Annotated in this window: 17 protein-coding genes; 12 read left to right on the top strand and 5 right to left on the bottom strand. The window is 26.1% G+C overall.

Annotated features, from left to right (window positions below; all coding sequences use genetic code 11):
• Positions 1–2 precede the first annotated feature (2 nt).
• The 5 genes from QK892_RS11445 (at position 3) to QK892_RS11425 (ending at position 8,416) form a co-directional block, all read left to right on the top strand.
• Complete coding sequence (locus QK892_RS11445; RefSeq protein WP_317273685.1) at positions 3–800, top strand: DUF4097 family beta strand repeat-containing protein; 798 nt, start codon at positions 3–5, stop codon at positions 798–800.
• A 796-nt stretch (positions 801–1,596) separates the two neighbouring features.
• Positions 1,597–2,727 carry a metallophosphoesterase family protein gene (locus QK892_RS11440; RefSeq protein ID WP_317273684.1) on the top strand — a complete coding sequence of 377 codons (1,131 nt, stop codon included), beginning with the start codon at positions 1,597–1,599 and terminating at the stop codon, positions 2,725–2,727.
• The gene (locus tag QK892_RS11435; RefSeq protein WP_317273683.1) at positions 2,714–5,449 is read left to right on the top strand and encodes an AAA family ATPase; all 2,736 of its coding nucleotides are present in this window, start codon (positions 2,714–2,716) and stop codon (positions 5,447–5,449) included. Before QK892_RS11440 ends, QK892_RS11435 begins: the two co-directional genes overlap by 14 nt.
• A gap of 90 nt (positions 5,450–5,539) precedes the next feature.
• Entirely contained in the window at positions 5,540–6,481 is a 942-nt protein-coding gene (locus QK892_RS11430; RefSeq protein ID WP_317273682.1) for a metal ABC transporter substrate-binding protein, read from the top strand.
• Positions 6,482–6,604: 123 nt separating this feature from the next.
• Complete coding sequence (locus QK892_RS11425) at positions 6,605–8,416, top strand: MutS-related protein (protein WP_317273681.1); 1,812 nt, start codon at positions 6,605–6,607, stop codon at positions 8,414–8,416.
• Between the two features lie 219 nt (positions 8,417–8,635).
• Here QK892_RS11425 and QK892_RS11420 read toward each other — a convergent pair whose 3' ends face one another.
• Entirely contained in the window at positions 8,636–9,094 is a 459-nt protein-coding gene (locus QK892_RS11420) for an NUDIX hydrolase (RefSeq protein WP_317273680.1), read from the bottom strand.
• A 428-nt stretch (positions 9,095–9,522) separates the two neighbouring features.
• Between QK892_RS11420 and QK892_RS11415 the strand changes: the two genes are divergently transcribed.
• The 3 genes from QK892_RS11415 (at position 9,523) to yaaA (ending at position 11,737) form a co-directional block, all read left to right on the top strand.
• The gene (locus QK892_RS11415) at positions 9,523–10,440 is read left to right on the top strand and encodes a 3'-5' exonuclease (protein ID WP_317273679.1); all 918 of its coding nucleotides are present in this window, start codon (positions 9,523–9,525) and stop codon (positions 10,438–10,440) included.
• 89 nt (positions 10,441–10,529) lie between these two features.
• The gene (locus tag QK892_RS11410) at positions 10,530–10,946 is read left to right on the top strand and encodes a CBS domain-containing protein (RefSeq protein WP_317273678.1); all 417 of its coding nucleotides are present in this window, start codon (positions 10,530–10,532) and stop codon (positions 10,944–10,946) included.
• Between the two features lie 23 nt (positions 10,947–10,969).
• Positions 10,970–11,737, top strand: coding sequence for a peroxide stress protein YaaA (gene yaaA, locus QK892_RS11405; protein ID WP_317273677.1), 768 nt, complete (start codon positions 10,970–10,972; stop codon positions 11,735–11,737).
• Positions 11,738–11,755: 18 nt separating this feature from the next.
• Here yaaA and QK892_RS11400 read toward each other — a convergent pair whose 3' ends face one another.
• Genes QK892_RS11400 through QK892_RS11390 form a run of 3 tightly spaced genes read right to left on the bottom strand, consistent with a single transcriptional unit; the run spans position 11,756 to position 13,648 of the window.
• Complete coding sequence (locus QK892_RS11400) at positions 11,756–12,406, bottom strand: ABC-2 transporter permease (protein ID WP_317273676.1); 651 nt, start codon at positions 12,404–12,406, stop codon at positions 11,756–11,758.
• A 3-nt stretch (positions 12,407–12,409) separates the two neighbouring features.
• Positions 12,410–13,261, bottom strand: coding sequence for an ABC transporter ATP-binding protein (locus QK892_RS11395; protein ID WP_317273675.1), 852 nt, complete (start codon positions 13,259–13,261; stop codon positions 12,410–12,412).
• A gap of 12 nt (positions 13,262–13,273) precedes the next feature.
• The gene (locus QK892_RS11390; RefSeq protein WP_317273674.1) at positions 13,274–13,648 is read right to left on the bottom strand and encodes a GntR family transcriptional regulator; all 375 of its coding nucleotides are present in this window, start codon (positions 13,646–13,648) and stop codon (positions 13,274–13,276) included.
• 172 nt (positions 13,649–13,820) lie between these two features.
• Here QK892_RS11390 and QK892_RS11385 point away from each other — a divergent pair, with 172 nt between their 5' ends.
• The 4 genes from QK892_RS11385 to QK892_RS11370 all read left to right on the top strand — a co-directional run bounded on the left by QK892_RS11385 (position 13,821) and on the right by QK892_RS11370 (position 18,146).
• Positions 13,821–14,645, top strand: a complete 825-nt coding sequence (locus QK892_RS11385; protein WP_317273673.1) for a MerR family transcriptional regulator — start codon at positions 13,821–13,823, stop codon at positions 14,643–14,645.
• Positions 14,646–14,692: 47 nt separating this feature from the next.
• Positions 14,693–15,670 carry a serine hydrolase domain-containing protein gene (locus QK892_RS11380; protein ID WP_317273672.1) on the top strand — a complete coding sequence of 326 codons (978 nt, stop codon included), beginning with the start codon at positions 14,693–14,695 and terminating at the stop codon, positions 15,668–15,670.
• 420 nt (positions 15,671–16,090) lie between these two features.
• Positions 16,091–17,263, top strand: a complete 1,173-nt coding sequence (locus QK892_RS11375) for an RNA-guided endonuclease InsQ/TnpB family protein (protein ID WP_317273671.1) — start codon at positions 16,091–16,093, stop codon at positions 17,261–17,263.
• 160 nt (positions 17,264–17,423) lie between these two features.
• The gene (locus QK892_RS11370; protein WP_317273670.1) at positions 17,424–18,146 is read left to right on the top strand and encodes an MBL fold metallo-hydrolase; all 723 of its coding nucleotides are present in this window, start codon (positions 17,424–17,426) and stop codon (positions 18,144–18,146) included.
• Positions 18,147–18,271: 125 nt separating this feature from the next.
• On the opposite strand, the gene QK892_RS11365 is transcribed toward QK892_RS11370, so the two are convergent.
• Positions 18,272–18,727: a hypothetical protein gene (locus tag QK892_RS11365; RefSeq protein ID WP_317273669.1), complete on the bottom strand. Its 456-nt coding sequence runs from the start codon at positions 18,725–18,727 to the stop codon at positions 18,272–18,274.
• Positions 18,728–18,731 lie beyond the last annotated feature (4 nt).

The following is an 18,731-nucleotide window of genomic DNA, read 5'->3' as shown; positions in this document are numbered from 1 at the left end:
AAATGAAAAAAATTATTAATATTGTATTAGCAATAACCTTAACTTCTTTACTTGGAGGATGTGGAATTAGATTTGGAATAGAAAGTAGAAGAGGTAGCTGGAACACTGATAATTCAACAGGTTCATATGAAAAGGTTGATATTTCAGAGGACATGAATGAAATTAGTAAATTAGATATTAGTATAAGCGTAAGTAATGTTAAAATTAATTACTATGATGGATCAGATATAAAGATTTCAGGAAACTTAAGTAAATACTCTAAGGGTATAAAGACAGAAAGAAAATCTGATAAGTTAATAATAATAGAAGAGTCAGAGAAAACTATTAAGGTTATGGATAATTCTAAAAGCGATTTAACAATAGATGTTCCAAGAAGCTTTAATGGAGATTTAGACTTAGATTTAGGTGTAGGTGAATACGAAATCAATGATTTAGTATTAAATAATGTTGATATAGAAAACGGAGTTGGAGACTTAACCTTAAATGAAATATCCTTCAATGAGTTAGATTTAGAAAGTGGAGTTGGTAATACAACTTTAGAAACAAGTAAAAAAACAGGAGAAATTAGCATTAAGGGTGGCATTGGTGAAACAAATGTTTCCTTAGGAGATATAAATGGAAATTTAAAGTTTGAAGGAGGAGTAGGAAGTGCAAGAATTAGAGTTCCAGATAATGCACCAATAAATATAACTTCATCATCTGGGCTTGGAGATGCCAAAATAAAAGCAAAAACATCAGGAGATGCAAAATATACCTTTGATCTTGAGGTTGGAATTGGAGACGTAGAAGTAACAAACTAAAAAGTGAAACTTTTTAGTAATGTAAAATGAAAAATGTAAAATGTAGAACTTAAGAAAAAACTTCTTAAGAAGTTTTGAAGGCATTTAAAAAGGACCAATGTAATTTGGTCCTTTTGTTTCGTTATTTATTAAAATTGCAAAGCAATTTATTAATGAAAGAATTATAAAATTAAGGAATGAAAAAATTAAGGTGAAAAATCCTTAAGGATTTTTGAATAATAGTGTTTTTCACAATTTAACTTAAGTTTTGCAAAGCAAGACCTCCTTAATTCTTTCATTTTCATTATTAAATATAAGTGTGCATAATAGATATTCATATTATATATTATTATTGGTGTATAATGCCATAAGTACAAAAAATATATAAGAAATAAAAAGTTAATTAAATATGAAAATATAATGCTAGTGTGACTTGGAGCTTGCGACAGACTTAAAATAATATTAATAGTTAAATGGCAATAATAATATTCAAAGTGATTTTCATAACTCCGAATGAAATGAGGAGTTATTACCTTTAGTCTATGAGTCTATAGATATTATGTTCTGGCGACTTGGAGCTTGCGACAGACTTAAAATAATATTAATAGTTAAATGTCAATAATAATATTCAAGGCAATTTTATAATTCCGAATAAAATGAGGAATTATTACCTTTAGGTTTAGGAGATGAGAATATAATGCTAGTGTGACTTGGAGCTTGCGACGGAACAGCTAGTATTATATTCTCATCTCCCTTGTATAAGGAGTTTAAAAATGATAAAATAGAACAAAAGTTCGCAGGATTTAAAGGTGATAATATGAGGAAAATTAAGATATTACAAGCAGGAGATTTACATTTTGACACTCCATTTAAAGATCTAGATAAAAATATATCTATAATAAGTAAAGAGGAACTTTTAGAAGTTTTCAGCAAGATAATAGATACAACTATGGAAAATTCTGTTGATATTTTATTATTGACTGGGGATATTTTTGACAATCTAACTATAAATAAGAAAACATTAATATTTATTAAGAATCAAATTGAAAGAATAAGTAACATAAGAGTATTTATATCACCTGGAAATCATGATCCTTATAATGAAAAATCATTTTATAAGATGATAAATTGGCCAGATAATGTTCATATATTTAAAGGTAATATTGAGCATGTAATTTTAGAAGATTTAAATACTGTAGTTTGGGGTGCTGCTTTTAATGAATATCATGTAAGAAAAAGCATGCTAAAAGATGTTAATATTAAAGAAAATTACATTAACATAATGACTATTCATGGAGATATCTCTAATACAGATGAAGGAAATGAATATAATCCAATTACAATAAAAGATATTGAAAATAGTAGATTAGATTATATTGCTATTGGACATAGACATAACTTTAGTGGGATTTTAAGAGAAAATAATACTTTTTATGCCTATGCAGGGTGTCCACAAGGAAGAGGATTTGATGAACTTGGAGATAAAGGGATTATTCTTGGTGAAGTAACTAAGGGAGCAGTTGATTTAAGATTTATTAGAACATCTAAAAGAAATTATTATGTTGAAGAAATAGATATAAGTAATTCAGTTAGCTATGATGAAGTAAGATTAAAAATAATATCATCTATTAGTGATGAAGAAAGAAAAAACAATTTATATAAGATTATACTCAAGGGAGAAATAGAATCCTATATTAATCTTAAGGAAGATGTAATATTAGAAAAAATAAAAAATGATTTTTATTTTGTAAAGGTTATTGATAAGACAGAAGTTAAATTAGATTTTGATAAAATATCAAAAGACTATTCTATCAAAGGTGTTTATGCAAAAAAGTTATTAGAAAAAATGAAAGAGGAAGAGTGTAACAAAGAGATTTTACAAATGGCATTAAAATTAGGAATACAATCTCTATCCCAAGAGGAAGTGAATTTAAATGATTATAGATAAAATTAATATAATTTCTTTTGCTGGACTAAAAGATAAAGAAATTTATTTGAAAGATAAAATTAATTTGATTTATGGAGAAAATGAAAAGGGTAAAAGTACTATTCAAAACTTTATCAGGATTTGGCTTTATGGAATGAATTCTAAAAGGACAAAGGATTTGAAGAGTAATGATAGAGTAAGATTTACCCCTGTAGATGGTGAAAAAATAAGAGGAGAGTTATACGTAACTCATAATAATAGAAAATATATAATTAGAAGAAGCTTTGGAGCAACTAAAAAAGAAGACACATCTGAAATATTAGATGCAGAAAGTGGAGAAATTGTTACTGAAATTCCTAAGGATGAACCAGGAAGATACTTTTTTAATGTAAATTCATCTACATTCTTTAAAACCTTATTTATAAATCAATTAGGAGTATCGATTTCTAAAGATAAGGAAGAAGAAATAATCGATAAAGCAGCTAATTTACTTGATGATGAGGATACTAATATATCTGCTCAAAAGTCATTAGAAAGACTTGAAGCTATAAAAAAGTCTATATCTACAGTTAGAAAAACTGGAGAACTAGATATATTGAGAAATAGGCTTAATGACCTTAATCAGGAAAAGTATGAAGGGTATAAGTTATCAGAAGAAAACATAGATAAAGAAAATACTTTAATACACCTAAGAGAAAAAAGAAATGATTTAAGAACAGAGATAAAAAATCTAGATATCTATAAAAAATATTTAAAAAAATCAAAATTACAAAAAGAATATGAGGAAATAACACAATATCTAAAGAAAAGAGAAGAGTTGAAGAAAAAAGAAAGATATATAGAAGAGAGCATTTCTTCAAGGAATGGAATTATAGATGAGGTTTTACTTAATGATATAAAGGATGAAAACTCTCTTTATTTTAGTCTATTAGATATGAAATGTGAGGAAGAAAAAAGTTTAAGTAAAAGCAAAGAAATATATTCTTCTAAAAGAGAAAGTTATGAAAGTTTACTTTTTATTGAAAATCTATCAAGTGAAGATAAAAATTCTTTTATAAAAGCAGTAATGGAGAGAGATAACTTAATAGAAAAAATCAATAATTATGATGAGTTAAATAAGGAGATAGACTTAATAAGAAGTGATATTTATAAAAAAGAAAGTTTTATAGGAAGTGCAATAAACTTTAAAGGAATTAGGGATAATATAGGTCAGTTATTAGAGAAGTATGAAGATAAACTTAAAGAACTTAAATTTAGAGCAGAAAATTATAGCAACCAATCTAATATAGAAAATAAAGAACTAAAAAATAAGTTTAAAGTATTTTCTTTAGCAACTATTATAAATCTATTTTTATTGGTATTTCTAATAATATTCTATAGAGAAAATATGTTATTAGTTGGATTTACTGCGGGGATTTTAGTTCTTTTAGCATATAAATCTATTACATTAAAAATAGAACTTGGAAGTGAAAGTAAATCAGTTTTAAATATTAAATCTTTAGAGGATGAGATAAGAAGTATAGAAAAAGAAATATTTAAGCATACGAAATTAGTTGAAGCAGTATCTTATGAAGATTTTATTAAAAAGTTAAAGCTCTTTGATGATTATAATATTTATTTAGAGAAACAAAATATAAAAATATCAGAGAAAGAAGCTCAAATAAGATATTTAAATATAGAGGTAGTTAAAGAAAGCTACAAAAGAAATGAAGATTTCATAAGTAGTATTTTAAAGGTTGCTAATACTGATGATGTTAAAACTGTACTAGGAATGCTTTCAAAGTATGAAGAGGTTAATAAAGAGGTATTATCATTAAAAATCGATATAGAAAAAGAAGAAAAATCTATTGAAAAATTAGAGAAGGAATTAAATATTAGAGAAAAAAGAATAAGAGAAAAGTTAGAATATATAGGGCTAGAAAATATAGACTTATATGAGTTAGAAGAAAAATTACTAGAAATTAAAGATAAGATTAAACAAAAAGATGAAATTTTAAAAACATTAGAGAATATAGAAGGTGCATATAAGGCTTTAACGAAGGACAAGGATATAGAATCTATAAAAGAAGATTTGAAGGATATAATAAATGAAAATATCAACTATAGTTATTCATCAGAAGAGGAGATAGACAATCAAGTTTCTTTAAAGTCTCATGAATTAATTGAAGTTGAAAAGGAAATTAAGGATGTTGAAAATCATCTAAATAATAGATTTTTAGGTAAAAGAACAATACCATTAATAGAAGAAGAAATTGAAGCTGTTAAAGAAAAAATTAATAAATTAGAAAAGTTACTTAAAGCTACAGAAATAGCAATAGAGAGTATGAATGAGTCAATTAGAGAGGTTAGAGGAAACTTTGGAAATGTACTTAATTCAAATGTAATTGAATATTTTAAAACTTTAACTAACAAGGAATATGAAGATGTCATGGTATCGGATTCTTATGATATGAAAGTAAGAAAGGGAAGGGACATCTTACCTGGAGCTATATTAAGTAACGGAGCTAATGATCAACTGTATTTATCATTAAGATTATCTTTTATAAATATGATTTATAGGGGGATGGAATTCCCGGTAATATTAGATGATACTTTTGTCCAGTATGACGATATAAGAACAGAGAATGCACTAGATTTATTAATAGATTCTAATTTTAGTCAATTGATTATATTTACATGCCAAGGAAGAGAAAGAAATATATTTAATGAAAAAGATATAGAGTTTAATTATATTAATCTATAATAATGGTTATAATACTATTGACATTAGAAATATTAGGATATACAATAAACCTATAATAATGCAAATCATTTGCATAAACGAGGTGTAATAATGAAGAAAAAAATAATAAGTTTAGGACTTATTTTAGGTATATTAATTTCTTTTTCTGGATGTGTAAGTAAGGATTTAGAAGATAATGATGGTGAAAGATTAAGAGTTGGAGTTACTATAAATCCATTAAAGGATTTTGCAGAAGCTATTGGTGGAGATAAAGTAGAAGTGTTTTCTATAATTCCTGATGGGAGCGATGCACATAACTTTGATCCAAAGCCAAGAGATTCACAGAAATTAATTAACTCTGACATATTTATATATAATGGACTTGATATGGAAGAATGGATAGACTCTGTTTTAGGAACTATAGAGGGAAAAGATGTAAAAGTTTTAGAAGCAAGTAATGGTATTGAGGCAATAAATATTTCAGAAGAAGATTCTCATGATTATGATGACGAAGAGCATGGCGAAGAAGAACATGAGCATGATGGAGTAGATCCTCACGTATGGTTAAGCATAGATAACGCTATTATACAGGCAGAAAATATAAAAAATACTTTTATAGAAGTAGATCCAGAAAATAAGGAATATTATGAAGCAAATTTTGAAGTTTTAAAAAGTGATTTTGATTTATTACATGATGAATATGAAAATAAATTTAAGGAATTAACTAATAAAAATTTTGTTACTGGACATGCAGCCTTCGCATATTTATGTAAAGACTTTGGATTAATTCAAAAAAGTATAACTGGTATTTTTGATGACGAAGGTGAAGTAAGACCTAAAGATTTAGAAGCATTAGTAAGTTATAGTAAGGAAAATGGAGTGAAGGTAATATTTAATGAGTCTACTTCAAGTGGTGATAATGCTGAAACTTTAGCCAATGAAGTTGGAGCTAAGGTAGTAAAAGTTTATAGTCTTGAAACAAAAGAAGATAATATGAGTTACATAGAAGGTATGAGATATAACTTAGAGACAATATATAATTCACTAAAATAATAGAAATTAGTTTTGAAGTGGATATATGTAATTTGCGGTGACTTGGAGAGAATCTGAGGTCATAAGTAAAGATACATATATCCACTTTATTATGGTAAAATAATCTAGTGAGGTGGTGTATATATGAATAATGCATTAAACTTTTATAAAGAGGAGATTGCAAACAAAAGTGAGGATATAAAAAGTTCAAATAGTACAATTAATATAATTTCAATTATAAGATTAGTAATAGTTATACTAACTATTCTTGCAGGATATTATTTTTACAAGAATGAAAATATATTGCTTTTAGTTTCATCTATTATTTTGGGGTTTTTAATATTTATTATTGTAGCTATTTTCCATAATAGAGCTATAAAGAAAAAGAAGGAATGTCAACTATATATATCTATTAATAATAGAGGAATAGATAGGATAAATGGAACTTTTAAGGAACAACAAGATAAAGGTGAAGAGTTTTTAAATGATAAGCACCCATTTACGAGTGATTTAGATATCTTTGGAAGAAATTCATTATTTCAAATGATAAACTCTACTAAAACTAAATTTGGTAGAGAGAAATTAAGTGAGATAATCTCTTTAAAAGATATACCTAATAAAGAAGAAATAATAAGTAAACAAGAAGCTATAAAAGAATTAGGCGAGAAAGTTAAGTGGAGACAGGAATTAGAGATAAAATCAACCTTTAAGAAAAGTGGGATAAAGGATGTTGATGAATTATTAAAATGGGCAGTATCTAAGAAAGAAATAAAACCATTATTAAAAATAGTCCCATATATATTTATAGCTATAACAATTATCTCTATTTTATTAGTAATTTTAAGGATTTTACCTATAACATATTTAATTTTAGTATTTATGATCAATTATCTAGTTGTAAAGATTCTAACTAAGGATCTTGCTGAAGTAATTTCTTTATTTAGTAGCCATAAAAAAGATATTGAATCTTATGCTAATATATTTAGCTTAATAGAAAAGGAAGAATTTAAATCTGATTTATTAAACGGATTGAAGAAAAAACTAGTAAATGAAAATAAAAGCGCTTTAAAGGAAATTAAAGCTTTAAAGTCATTAGTAGATTGGCTAGGAGATAGCAGTGGAAATGCTTATTATTTAATCTTAAATGTAACTATTCTGTCAGATACATTTATTTTAAGAAACTTAGAAGATTGGAGAAGGTCAAATGGAAGTAATCTTAAAGAGTGGCTTGAGGTTATGGGAGAATTTGAGGCCTTATCAAGTATTGCTAATTTAGCCTTTGATTTTGATACATGGAGTTTTCCAGAAATAAGTGAAGATGATAGCGTAGAAGGGGTATCTGTAGCTCATCCTATGCTAGGAGAAAAAGCAGTTTCTAATAGCTTCAATTTAAATTCAAAGAACGGAAGAAGTATAAAAGTTGCTTTAATTACAGGCTCTAATATGTCTGGTAAGAGTACTTTTTTAAGAACTGTAGGACTAAATTTACTATTAAGTTATATTGGAGCACCAGTTTGTGCTAAAAAGTTTAAATGCAGTATTTTTAGTTTATATACTTGCATGAGGACTAAAGATAATTTAGAAGAAAGTATATCTTCTTTTTATGCGGAGATATTGAGAATAAAAATATTGATAGAAGCAGCTAAAAAAGGAGAAAAGGTATTTTTCTTATTAGATGAAATTTTTAAAGGAACAAATTCAAGAGATAGGCATGAGGGAGCTAAAGTTCTTATAAATCAATTAGTCAATAATGGATCTATGGGATTAGTTTCAACACATGACTTAGAACTTTGCGATTTAGAAGATACTAGAAAGTGGCTTACTAATTATAATTTCCAAGAATACTATGAAGATAATAAGATAAAGTTTGATTATAAGCTAAGAGAAGGAAAGAGTAAGACTCAAAATGCAGTACATCTAATGAAACTTGCCGGAATAAACTTTGATGACAATTAGCCAATGAAATGAGGAATTATTACCATTAGGTCCAAGGGGAAAATATATGATGCTAGTGTGACTTGGAGCTTACTACGTTAAGTTAAGCCTTTGTTTTAAACTTATGTTAAGAATGGAAAGTATAAAAGTGGATAAATTAAATTAATTCAATTTAATTTATCCACTTTTAATTCGCAATAGATTAAGATTCTCCTAATAATCTGAACACAAAGCTAGAATTTATCTATTTCCGACATTAAAGGTATCCTCTTTAATTATTTCAAATGGATCTATTCCAAAACCGAAACAATTAACTTTATCAATTCCTGATAACATATTTTCTAACCTTTTTTTAGTCAAAGGTAAAGTTATCATTTCCAATGCATCTTGTTTTTTTACCCACTTAACTTCTGAACTTTCATTGCTTGTGGTAAGTTCACCTTTGATATATTTACAAGAAAAATCGATATTTACAATATCTTTATCCACGTTTTTACATAAGCCAATAAAGCCTGTAATTTCAACTTCTACTCCTGATTCCTCTTTTATTTCTCTAATTAGAGCCTCTTGAAATGTTTCTCCTGGTTCAACCATTCCACCTGGATATTCCCATCCTCTCCAAGGACTATTTATTAATAATATTTCGCCATTATCATTACTGATCAACCCAGCCACAGAAACAAAATGTGTATAATTCATTAAATTTTTACCTCCCCAAACTCATATTTATCGATTAGTTTATTAATAACCAACTCGTATAAAAATTCAATTGTGCAATAAATATATATTTAAATTATATATTTATTTAGAATACAATTCTATAAAAACAATATATCTTTAATAAAAAGAATAGTAATTACAAACATTTAAATAAAAATGAGCCTAAGTTAAAATAAAGTATAAATAACAGATTATAAAAAGTATTAAATAGAGTAATTTTTATAATTCCGAAGTATTGAGGAATTATTACCTTTAGTTAGGAGTATGTAAATATCGTATGAGGGCGACTTGGAGCTTGCGACGGAGCAACGAATATAATATTTATCTCTTATTTATGGGAATTATAGTGAAAAATATTTGGAAAAATGGCATAATATACTTATAATCATAAAAATGAGAGGTATAAAATGGCATTTATAATAATTGATTTGGAGTTTAATAATTTAGAAGGCATACATAAGTATTATCCTAATTTATTTACAGAGTATCCAAGCCTTGAAAATGCTGACTTGGATAATGAAATAATAGAAATAGGTGCAATAAAATTGGATAATTATATGAAGCCACTTGATGAGTTTAAAGCATATATTAAACCATCTGTAATTCCGATTTTAAACCCTAAAATTTCTGAAATAACTAATATAACTGAAGAGGATTTAGAGAATGGATTATCTTTTAAAGATGGAATTGAAGAATTATCAAAATTAATTGATGAAGGAGACATAATATGCTCTTGGGCAAAAGATGATATAATTCAAATAATAAATAATGCAATATACTACAAGTATGAAAACTTAAATTGGTTAAAGAATTATTTGGACTTACAAGAGTATTCTACTAAGATTTTAGCAAAGAAAAAATCTTTAAGCTTAAGAAATGCCTTAGAAGAATTAAAGATTAGGGTAGATAATAATAAGTTGCATGATGCATTGAATGATGCAAAATACACAGCTGAGGTATTTAAGAGAATATATAATTCAAGGGTTCTTAAAAATTATATAATTAAGGATATATATAATATGCCTGCAATGGATATAAAAAATTTAAATGAATATGAATTGGATAGAAAACAAATAGAATGTAAATGTCCTAAATGTAATGCAGATATAGAACTTGAATACGATTTTATTCCTGTTAAGTGGAGATTTATAGCTATCGGTAAATGTTCAAAATGCAAAAATAAAATTTTAGATGAAGTTATAGTTAAACAAACTTTCAGTGGAGACGAGGTCTATAATGAAATTGTTAGTATAATTGATGAGATAGAGTATATTAATTATACATATAAGATTAAAAAACTAGAGAATAAATTAATTAACTATTAAAATTTAAAATAGTTAATTAATTAATGGGTAGATATGATAAAATGTATATATGACTTGGTTTTAAATTAAAGTATGGGAGAAGATGAATTATGAATATTGCATTTTTTTTAACACCTAAAAATGAGGTTATATATGAATCTTTAGATGCAACAATGAGACAAGTTATAGAACGAATGGAGCATCATGGATATACAGCAATACCATTAATAGATAAAGAAGGAAAGTATGTTGGAACATTAACTGAAGGAGATTTGCTTTGGAAACTGAAGAATACTCCAGATTTAAATTTTAGAAATACTGAAAATGTTAAGATTAAGGATGTACCAAGAAAAAGAAAACATAAAAGCGTTTCAATAAACGCTGATGTAGAAAGCTTAATATTTTTAGCAACAAGTCAAAATTTTGTTCCTGTAATCGATGATGAGGGTATTTTTATAGGAATAATTAAAAGAAGTGATATAATAAATTATTGTTATAATGAAATGAGTAAAAAACAAATAGTTTAATATAAGATAAAAGGAGGAAGAGTATGATAATTGTTATTTCTCCTGCAAAAACTTTAGATTTTGAAACAAAAGAAAGTAACTTACCAATGAGTGAGCCTAGGTTTTTAGAAAAGTCGCAGGAAATAATTAATGAAATTGTAAATTATGATAGTTATTCACTAGAAAAGCTAATGAAAATAAGCACGAAGTTAGCTACTTTAAATGTAGATAGATTCCAAAAGTGGACTAAAAGTTTAGATACAGCAAAACAAGCATTGCTGGCATTTAAAGGTGAAGTATTTAGAGGGATAGATGTAGGAAGTTTAGCAGATTCTGAACTTTTTTATGCTAATGAGCATTTAAGAATATTATCAGGTTTATACGGAGTATTAAGACCTTTTGACGGCATTAATGAATATAGACTAGAAATGGGCACTAAGCTTAAAGTAAATGGTTTAAAAGATTTATATGAATTCTGGGGTACAACCTTAGAGGAAAGTATAATAGAAGAATTAAAGGACCACAAAGATAAAACAATAATAAATTTAGCATCAAATGAATACTTTACAGCTATAGAAGGATTAAGAAAAAATCCTAATGTAAAGGTAATAACTCCTATATTTAAAGAACTAAGAGGAGAAGAGTATAAGATAATATCTTTTAATGCTAAAAAGGCAAGAGGAATTATGTCTAGATATATAATTCAACAGGAAATAGAAGATATAGAAGAATTAAAGAAGTTAGATGTAGATGGATATATATACAACGAAGAAATGTCTACAGAAAAAGACTTAGTATTCACAAGAGAATAGTGTCGTGCTAGCACGACACTATTCTTTTATTTCTTTATTTAAATACAATTTTAAACTTATAAATATAGATATTAATAATGCAACGATACTTAAAATAATCGATAAAATAGGTAATCCGATTTTGCTAATAATGCTGATAATATTGTTTATAATATCAGGAGTTTCATTAAGCTTTGATACTATTGATACAGGTATTGTAGATATAACCATAACAATCATAGTCATAAGAACTCTTCCTTTATTTATACCAAACCTTAAAACTAAAGGAATTATTACAGCTACTGATAATACAGCTGATATTATATTTGTAGGTAATAATAATTCTAATGGCATTTTTTCTGCTGAATTTATATTTATTGATATAAAGTAAACTACAAGTATTACTATTAAAGATAATAAAATGCTTATAATACCAAATAAATATCTAGATATAACATATTCACTTTTCTTTACTGGAAGATATGATATTAAATAATCTACATTATTATTATCTTCATAAGCCATTACTTGATATAAAGTTAATAATACACTTATTCCTAATAATATATTTAAAAAGAATGGGTTAAATATAGCTATTCCTATCCATATTATCCATACATAATATATTTGCTTATATACTGCTTTTAAATTTATTAAACTCATCTTTGTAAGATTTATAACATTATTCATATGCTACCTCCTAGTATAATACATTAAAATATCCTCAAGATTTGCTTTGTCATATACAACTTCTTCACCAAAGATATCAAATGCTTCTTTATAGTCAGAAGTTAATCCATCAAATCCAAAAGAATTTTCTTTATATGAGATAAGAGATTTTTTGGTCTCATCATTTAATAAATCTTTATTACCACGTATTATTCTATGACTTTCTAGTAAGCTATCTTTATCTCCATTTAATATGATTTTTCCATCATATATAAATACTAAATAGTCACAAACTTTATCTAAATCTGAAGTTATATGAGTAGAGTAGAATACTGTTACACCATCTTTATCTATATGCTCTTGTAAAACTTCTATAAATTCATTTCTAACTATTGGATCTAAGTTGGCTGTTGGTTCATCCATAATTAGTAGCTTTGGATGATGACAAAGTGCCATTATAAGCTCGAACTTTTTTTGTTGTCCTTTAGAACATTCCTTATATAATTTATTTTCATCTATATCAAATTTCTTTAAATAATGCTTATATAAAATATCATCCCAATTCTTATAAAATGAAGATAAGCTCTTTTTTATATCCTTTAATTTAACTTCCTTCATATATCCAGAAATATCACCTATATAACCTATAGTTTCTTTTATAGATAAATCATCAGTTTTATATTCCTTATCAAAGATTTTTATAGTTCCAGTATCTTTATTTAGCATATTCATAATTAGTTTTATAGTAGTAGTTTTACCATTACCATTAGGACCTATAAATCCAGTTATAAATCCCTTTTTAATATCTAAATTATCTATATTTAAAGTAAATTTATCTAAGGTTTTGCTCAAATTTCTAATTTCTATAGCATTCATAAATATGTCCTCCTATACTTCTTCATATATACTCTTAAAGATTTCAAGACCTTCTTCTAATGTAATTCCAACTGCTTTTGCTTGCTTTATAATTTCCTCTAATTTATTTTCTATATTATAAAGTGTTATTTCTTTTAATCTTTCGGTATTTTGATTTGATACAAAAGTACCTTTTCCAACGATAGTTTCTATAAATCCGTCTTTCTCTAATTCCTCATAAGCTCTTTTAGTTGTTATAATACTTACTTTTAATTCTTTTGCTAAATTTCTTATAGATGGCAGACCATCTCCAGGATTTAAACTTCCATTAATTATTTGATTTTTTATTTGTGTTCCTATTTGTTCATACAGTGGTACTGTTGAAGTATTACTTATATTTATATTCAATGTATCACCTCTCTTAAGTGTAATTATAGTGTGCATATAAAATATATACACTATAATAACACTTTGCATATTTTATGTCTAGATTTTTTTATTTAAGATAAATTAACATATTGACTTTACCCTTAGGGAAAGATGTAGGATAAAGATATAGAGATTGAAAGGAGGGGATTATATGCTATCTATTGGCGACTTTTCAAAGATATGCAATGTATCTACAAAAACACTTAGATATTATGCCGAAATAGGATTAATTCTGCCTAATGAAATTAATAATGAGAACGGTTATAGATATTATTCCATTGGACAATTAGAAACTATGTTATTTATAAAGCGTCTAAAAGCATATAATTTTTCTTTAGAGCAAATAAAAGCTATTATACAATCAGAAGAATTACAAGATGAAAAACTTTATTTATCACTTATAGAAAAGAAAAAAGAAATTGATAAACAAGTACAAGAATTAAATTTAATTTCAGAAGAGCTAAATAATGATATATCAAATTTAAAACAAGGTAAATCAATTATGTCATACATGGAAGATCTTGATGTTAAGCTTGTAGAAGTAGCACCTATGAACCTTTTATATATTAGAAAAATGGTTCAAAAGCATGAATTTGTTGATGAATATGGTAATTGTTTTAATAAACTATTTAAAAAGATTAATGAAGATAAATTAACTATAACTAATCCTCCTATGGTACTTTTCCATAGTTCAGAATATAGTCCATTTGGTTTGGATACTGAATTTGCAATTCCTATAAAAGAATGTATTAAAGGTACTAGAGGTTTTAATCCTGGATTGTGTTTAAAAACAGTTTTAAAGGGACCTTATTCAGATTTATCATCTGTATATGTTAAACAAATTGAATATGCAGAGAAAGAAGGATATGTATGTAAAGATGCCCTCTTTGAAGTATATGTAAATGATCCAACTATGGTTGAAAGTGAAAATGATATTATAACAGAAATTTATTATCCTGTTAAAAAGATAAGATAACTACTTAGATTAATAACTTAAAAATCATATAGTAAAGGAAGGATTATATGAATAAAGAAAAAGTAATTAAATTAGAAGATAAAATAAATAAAGCTTATAGCAATATTACTGGAATTGTTGTATTAAAAGATGGGGAAGTAAAGTATGAGAATTATTTTAATGGATGCGATAGTAAAAGTACAATCCATGTGTATTCAGTAACAAAAAGTATTATTTCAATATTAATAGGTATTGCAATAGATAAAGGATATATTAAAAGTATTAATGATAAAGTATTAGATTATTTCCCAGATTATAAAGTTAAGAAAAGAGAAAAAACAATACAAAATATTACACTTAAAGATTTGATTACAATGACAGCTCCATATAAATATATAATTCCACCATATATAAAATATTTTACTAGTGATGATATGCTAAAGTTTAGTCTAGATTACTTAGGGGGATTAGGTAAGATAGGAAGGTTTAAATATACTCCACTTATAGGTCCTGATATTTTGTCAGGTATTCTTGCAAATGCAACTGGACAATCAGTTCTTGATTTTGCAAGAGAAAATTTATTCTCACCACTTGGAATTAACATTGAAGGAAGTATTAAATTTAATAGCAAAGAAGAACAACTAGCATTTAATGAAGCTACAAATATTAGTGGGTGGGTAAGTGATAAAGCAGGAACAAATACAGCTGGTTGGGGACTTACTTTATCACCTATGGATATGGCTAAGATAGGTCAATTATACTTAGATGGTGGCATATATAATAGAAAACAAATTGTATCTAAAGAATGGATAGAAGAAAGTACTAAGGAACATAGTCGCTGGAAAAAACTTAATCTTCCATATGGATATTTATGGTGGGTTAATAATGATAGCGATAAAGGCTTTGCAGCTATGGGAGACGGTGGAAATGTTATTTATGTTAATATAACAAAAAATATTGTTGTAGCTATTACAGCATTATTTAAACCTAATATAACTGATAGAATAGAATTTATTAAAGAGTATATTGAGCCAATATTTAATTAGTAATTAGATTAATAAATTACTTATGATAATTAAAAGTGAAGTTAAGATGTTGAGTTAAATTAAAAATATGGACGGTTTATTAATTAAATTAATTTATAACTATTCTTAGTAGAAATATAAATTTTATTAAATACCTATTGTTTAGATTATAAAGAATTATTAATTAATATTTTTGAGCCAGTACTACAAATGTTATATGACTTGAAATTTTAGGGGAAGATATATTTAAATTGAGATTTCTAAAGTATAAAGAGAATTGTTATTAAAACTATTAAAAAATATTCCTTAAATTTTTAAAATCTATTATTGTAGGAGTATTAATTTTAAAGTAAATAAAGGAGGATGTTGTTAGTTGTTAAAAACATAGGTAAAAGTAGTTGTATGTAGTAAAATTTACTTATAGAAAAGAAGTGAGTGTATTTGAAAAAAGCATACAAAATAGAAATTAAGCCGACAGAGGAACAAAAAATTAAAATACATCAAACTATTGGTGTTAGTAGGTTTATTTATAATTTTTATATTGCACATAACAAAGAGGTTTATGAAAAAGAAAAGAAATTTGTTAGTGGCATGAGTTTTGCAAAGTGGCTTAATAATGAATATGTTCCGAATAATCCAGATAAAGAATGGATTAAAAAAGTATCTTCTAAAGCTACTAAACAAGCTATTATGAATGGAGAAAAGGCATTTAAGAATTTCTTTAAAGGGAAAAGTAGTTTCCCAAAATTCAAGAAGAAGAAACATCAAGATGTAAAAGCTTATTTTCCTAAAAATAATAAGACTGACTGGACTATTGAAAGACATAGGATTAAAGTACCTACTTTAGGTTGGGTTAAGTTAAAGGAATTTGGATACATTCCAGTTAATTCAATAGTTAAAAGTGGTACAGTAAGTCAAAAGGCTAATAAATATTTTGTTTCAGTTTTGGTTGAGGAAGATATTAAAAAAGATGATAAATCAGATAATCAGCCTTATTCAGAAGGTTTAGGATTAGATTTGGGATTAAAGAGTTTTATGTTTTGTAGTGATGGTTCTTACAAAAAGAATATTAATAAAACTAAAACAGTTAAAAAATTAGAGAAGAAATTAAAAAGAGAACAAAGAAGACTTTCAAGGAAATATGAAAGTTTAAAATTAAGAAATAAAAAAGAGAAAGGAGAAGCTACTCGTCGAAATATCCAAAAACAAATAGTTAAGGTACAAAAACTTCATCAAAGACTTACTAATATTAGAACTGACTATATAAATAAAATAGTCTATGAGTTAATAGAACAAAAACCAAGTTTTATAACTATCGAAGATTTAAATATTAAAGGAATGATGATGAATAAACATTTAGCTAAGGCAATAGCTGGACAGAAATTTTACGAATTTAAAACTAAGCTTATTTCAAAAGCATATCAAAATAATATAGAGATAAGAGTTGTTGATAGATGGTATCCAAGTAGTAAAATCTGTAGTTGCTGTGGAGCATATAAAAAAGATTTAAAATTATCAGATAGAGTTTACAGATGCAGTTGTGGACTTTCAATGGATAGAGATTTAAATGCTTCAATTAATTTAGCTAATGCAGAAGAATATAAGATAGCTTAATCAAAACAAGCACTTATATGTGTACCCAAGGCTATTGGGGAATTAACGACTGTGGAGTGCCATATAAACTGTAGTAGCTTAGGCGAGGTAGGGTACGATGAGACAGTAAAAATCTCAATATGGATACATTTAACCATATTTTGAGTAGCAGCATTAAACTATGAAAATAAAAGAAAATATTTATGTATTAGAATTACCAAATATTAATCCACAAAGTAAGGATTTTGTTTATCCTACAGTAATAAAAGATAAAGATAATCTTACATTAATAGATACTGGTTATCCAGGACAAATTGATTATATTAAAGCTGAATTAGAAAAAGATGGACTTGATGTAAATAATATAAAAACAATAATACTAACCCATCATGATATAGACCATATGGGAAATGTTAAAGCTATTTTAAAATTAGTGTCTAATATTGAAGTAATTACTTTTGACAAAGAGGCTGATTACATTAATGGTAGCAAAACTCCATATAAGGTAGAATATATGGAGAAAAACTTAAATAAACTAGATGAAAAAGGTAGGGAGTTTTATAATCTTTTTAAATTATTCTATGATAATAACAAAATAGATGTTATTAAAACAGTAAATGATAATGATGTAATCAATAAAGGGGAAGCTATTAGAGTTATTGCAACGCCAGGTCATACATTAGGTCATATGTCTTTATATATAGATAAATATAAATTATTAATTGCTGGAGATTTATTAATAAGTAAGGCTGGAGAAGTAACTACTTGCCCAAAAGAGCTTAATTATGATAATGATATGTATTTAAAATCCATTAATAAGATTAAAAAGCTAGATATTGAAACAGTCATATGTTTTCATGGCGGTGTATCTGTTCTAGGAAACAATTTGAAACTTGGTCTATAGTATTTCTGTTCTTTTTAAAGCTAGTATTATCAATACTTTTAACAATATAAAAATTGATAATTATTATCAATTTTTATAGTTGTTGAGTACAAATTTTTATTATGTAGTATTTTCCTTATATATAACTATACAATGAAATTCATAATTCCATATAGTACATGACATATCATAAATATAGTTGATGCTATAAGTGCAACTATATTTTTTCGCTCTATAGAAAGTAGTATAAATGCTACACAGGGAGCAATACATAAATCTAAAATTATAACTGAATTTACAATGCCTATATAGTATAAAATCCATCCTATAAAATATATAATTATGCAAATAATAATCCACTTAAGCCATGGTTTTTTAATTAGCTTTTGGCATTGTTTATTTTTAATTATACATAAAGACATAATCGTAATTACTTGAAAAATTGAAGCAATAATATCTATTACTGGAGTTAGAGATTCATTCCTCAATATATCATTTGAAGTTGGAACTGCAAACCATATAAAATTTGGAATCATAATTATCAAGAATAAAAGTAATCCTAAAATATCAAAGCCAATTTTATAATTTTTTATTTCAAACATTATC

The organism is Clostridium lamae (assembly GCF_033043255.1).
Lineage (GTDB): Bacteria > Bacillota > Clostridia > Clostridiales > Clostridiaceae > Clostridium > Clostridium lamae.
Note: the sequence above shows the minus strand (reverse complement) of the source record. Positions and strands in the feature narration are given on the sequence as shown.

What these genes read in the sequence shown, in the direction of transcription:
- QK892_RS11445 (WP_317273685.1), top strand. Translation starts at nt 3, where the DNA reads ATGAAAAAAATTATTAATATTGTATTAGCAATAACCTTAACTTCTTTA.
- QK892_RS11440 (WP_317273684.1), top strand. Translation starts at nt 1,597, where the DNA reads ATGAGGAAAATTAAGATATTACAAGCAGGAGATTTACATTTTGACACT.
- QK892_RS11435 (WP_317273683.1), top strand. Translation starts at nt 2,714, where the DNA reads ATGATTATAGATAAAATTAATATAATTTCTTTTGCTGGACTAAAAGAT.
- QK892_RS11430 (WP_317273682.1), top strand. Translation starts at nt 5,540, where the DNA reads ATGAAGAAAAAAATAATAAGTTTAGGACTTATTTTAGGTATATTAATT.
- QK892_RS11425 (WP_317273681.1), top strand. Translation starts at nt 6,605, where the DNA reads ATGAATAATGCATTAAACTTTTATAAAGAGGAGATTGCAAACAAAAGT.
- QK892_RS11420 (WP_317273680.1), bottom strand. Translation starts at nt 9,094, where the DNA reads ATGAATTATACACATTTTGTTTCTGTGGCTGGGTTGATCAGTAATGAT.
- QK892_RS11415 (WP_317273679.1), top strand. Translation starts at nt 9,523, where the DNA reads ATGGCATTTATAATAATTGATTTGGAGTTTAATAATTTAGAAGGCATA.
- QK892_RS11410 (WP_317273678.1), top strand. Translation starts at nt 10,530, where the DNA reads ATGAATATTGCATTTTTTTTAACACCTAAAAATGAGGTTATATATGAA.
- yaaA (WP_317273677.1), top strand. Translation starts at nt 10,970, where the DNA reads ATGATAATTGTTATTTCTCCTGCAAAAACTTTAGATTTTGAAACAAAA.
- QK892_RS11400 (WP_317273676.1), bottom strand. Translation starts at nt 12,406, where the DNA reads ATGAATAATGTTATAAATCTTACAAAGATGAGTTTAATAAATTTAAAA.
- QK892_RS11395 (WP_317273675.1), bottom strand. Translation starts at nt 13,261, where the DNA reads ATGAATGCTATAGAAATTAGAAATTTGAGCAAAACCTTAGATAAATTT.
- QK892_RS11385 (WP_317273673.1), top strand. Translation starts at nt 13,821, where the DNA reads ATGCTATCTATTGGCGACTTTTCAAAGATATGCAATGTATCTACAAAA.
- QK892_RS11380 (WP_317273672.1), top strand. Translation starts at nt 14,693, where the DNA reads ATGAATAAAGAAAAAGTAATTAAATTAGAAGATAAAATAAATAAAGCT.
- QK892_RS11370 (WP_317273670.1), top strand. Translation starts at nt 17,424, where the DNA reads ATGAAAATAAAAGAAAATATTTATGTATTAGAATTACCAAATATTAAT.
- QK892_RS11365 (WP_317273669.1), bottom strand. Translation starts at nt 18,727, where the DNA reads ATGTTTGAAATAAAAAATTATAAAATTGGCTTTGATATTTTAGGATTA.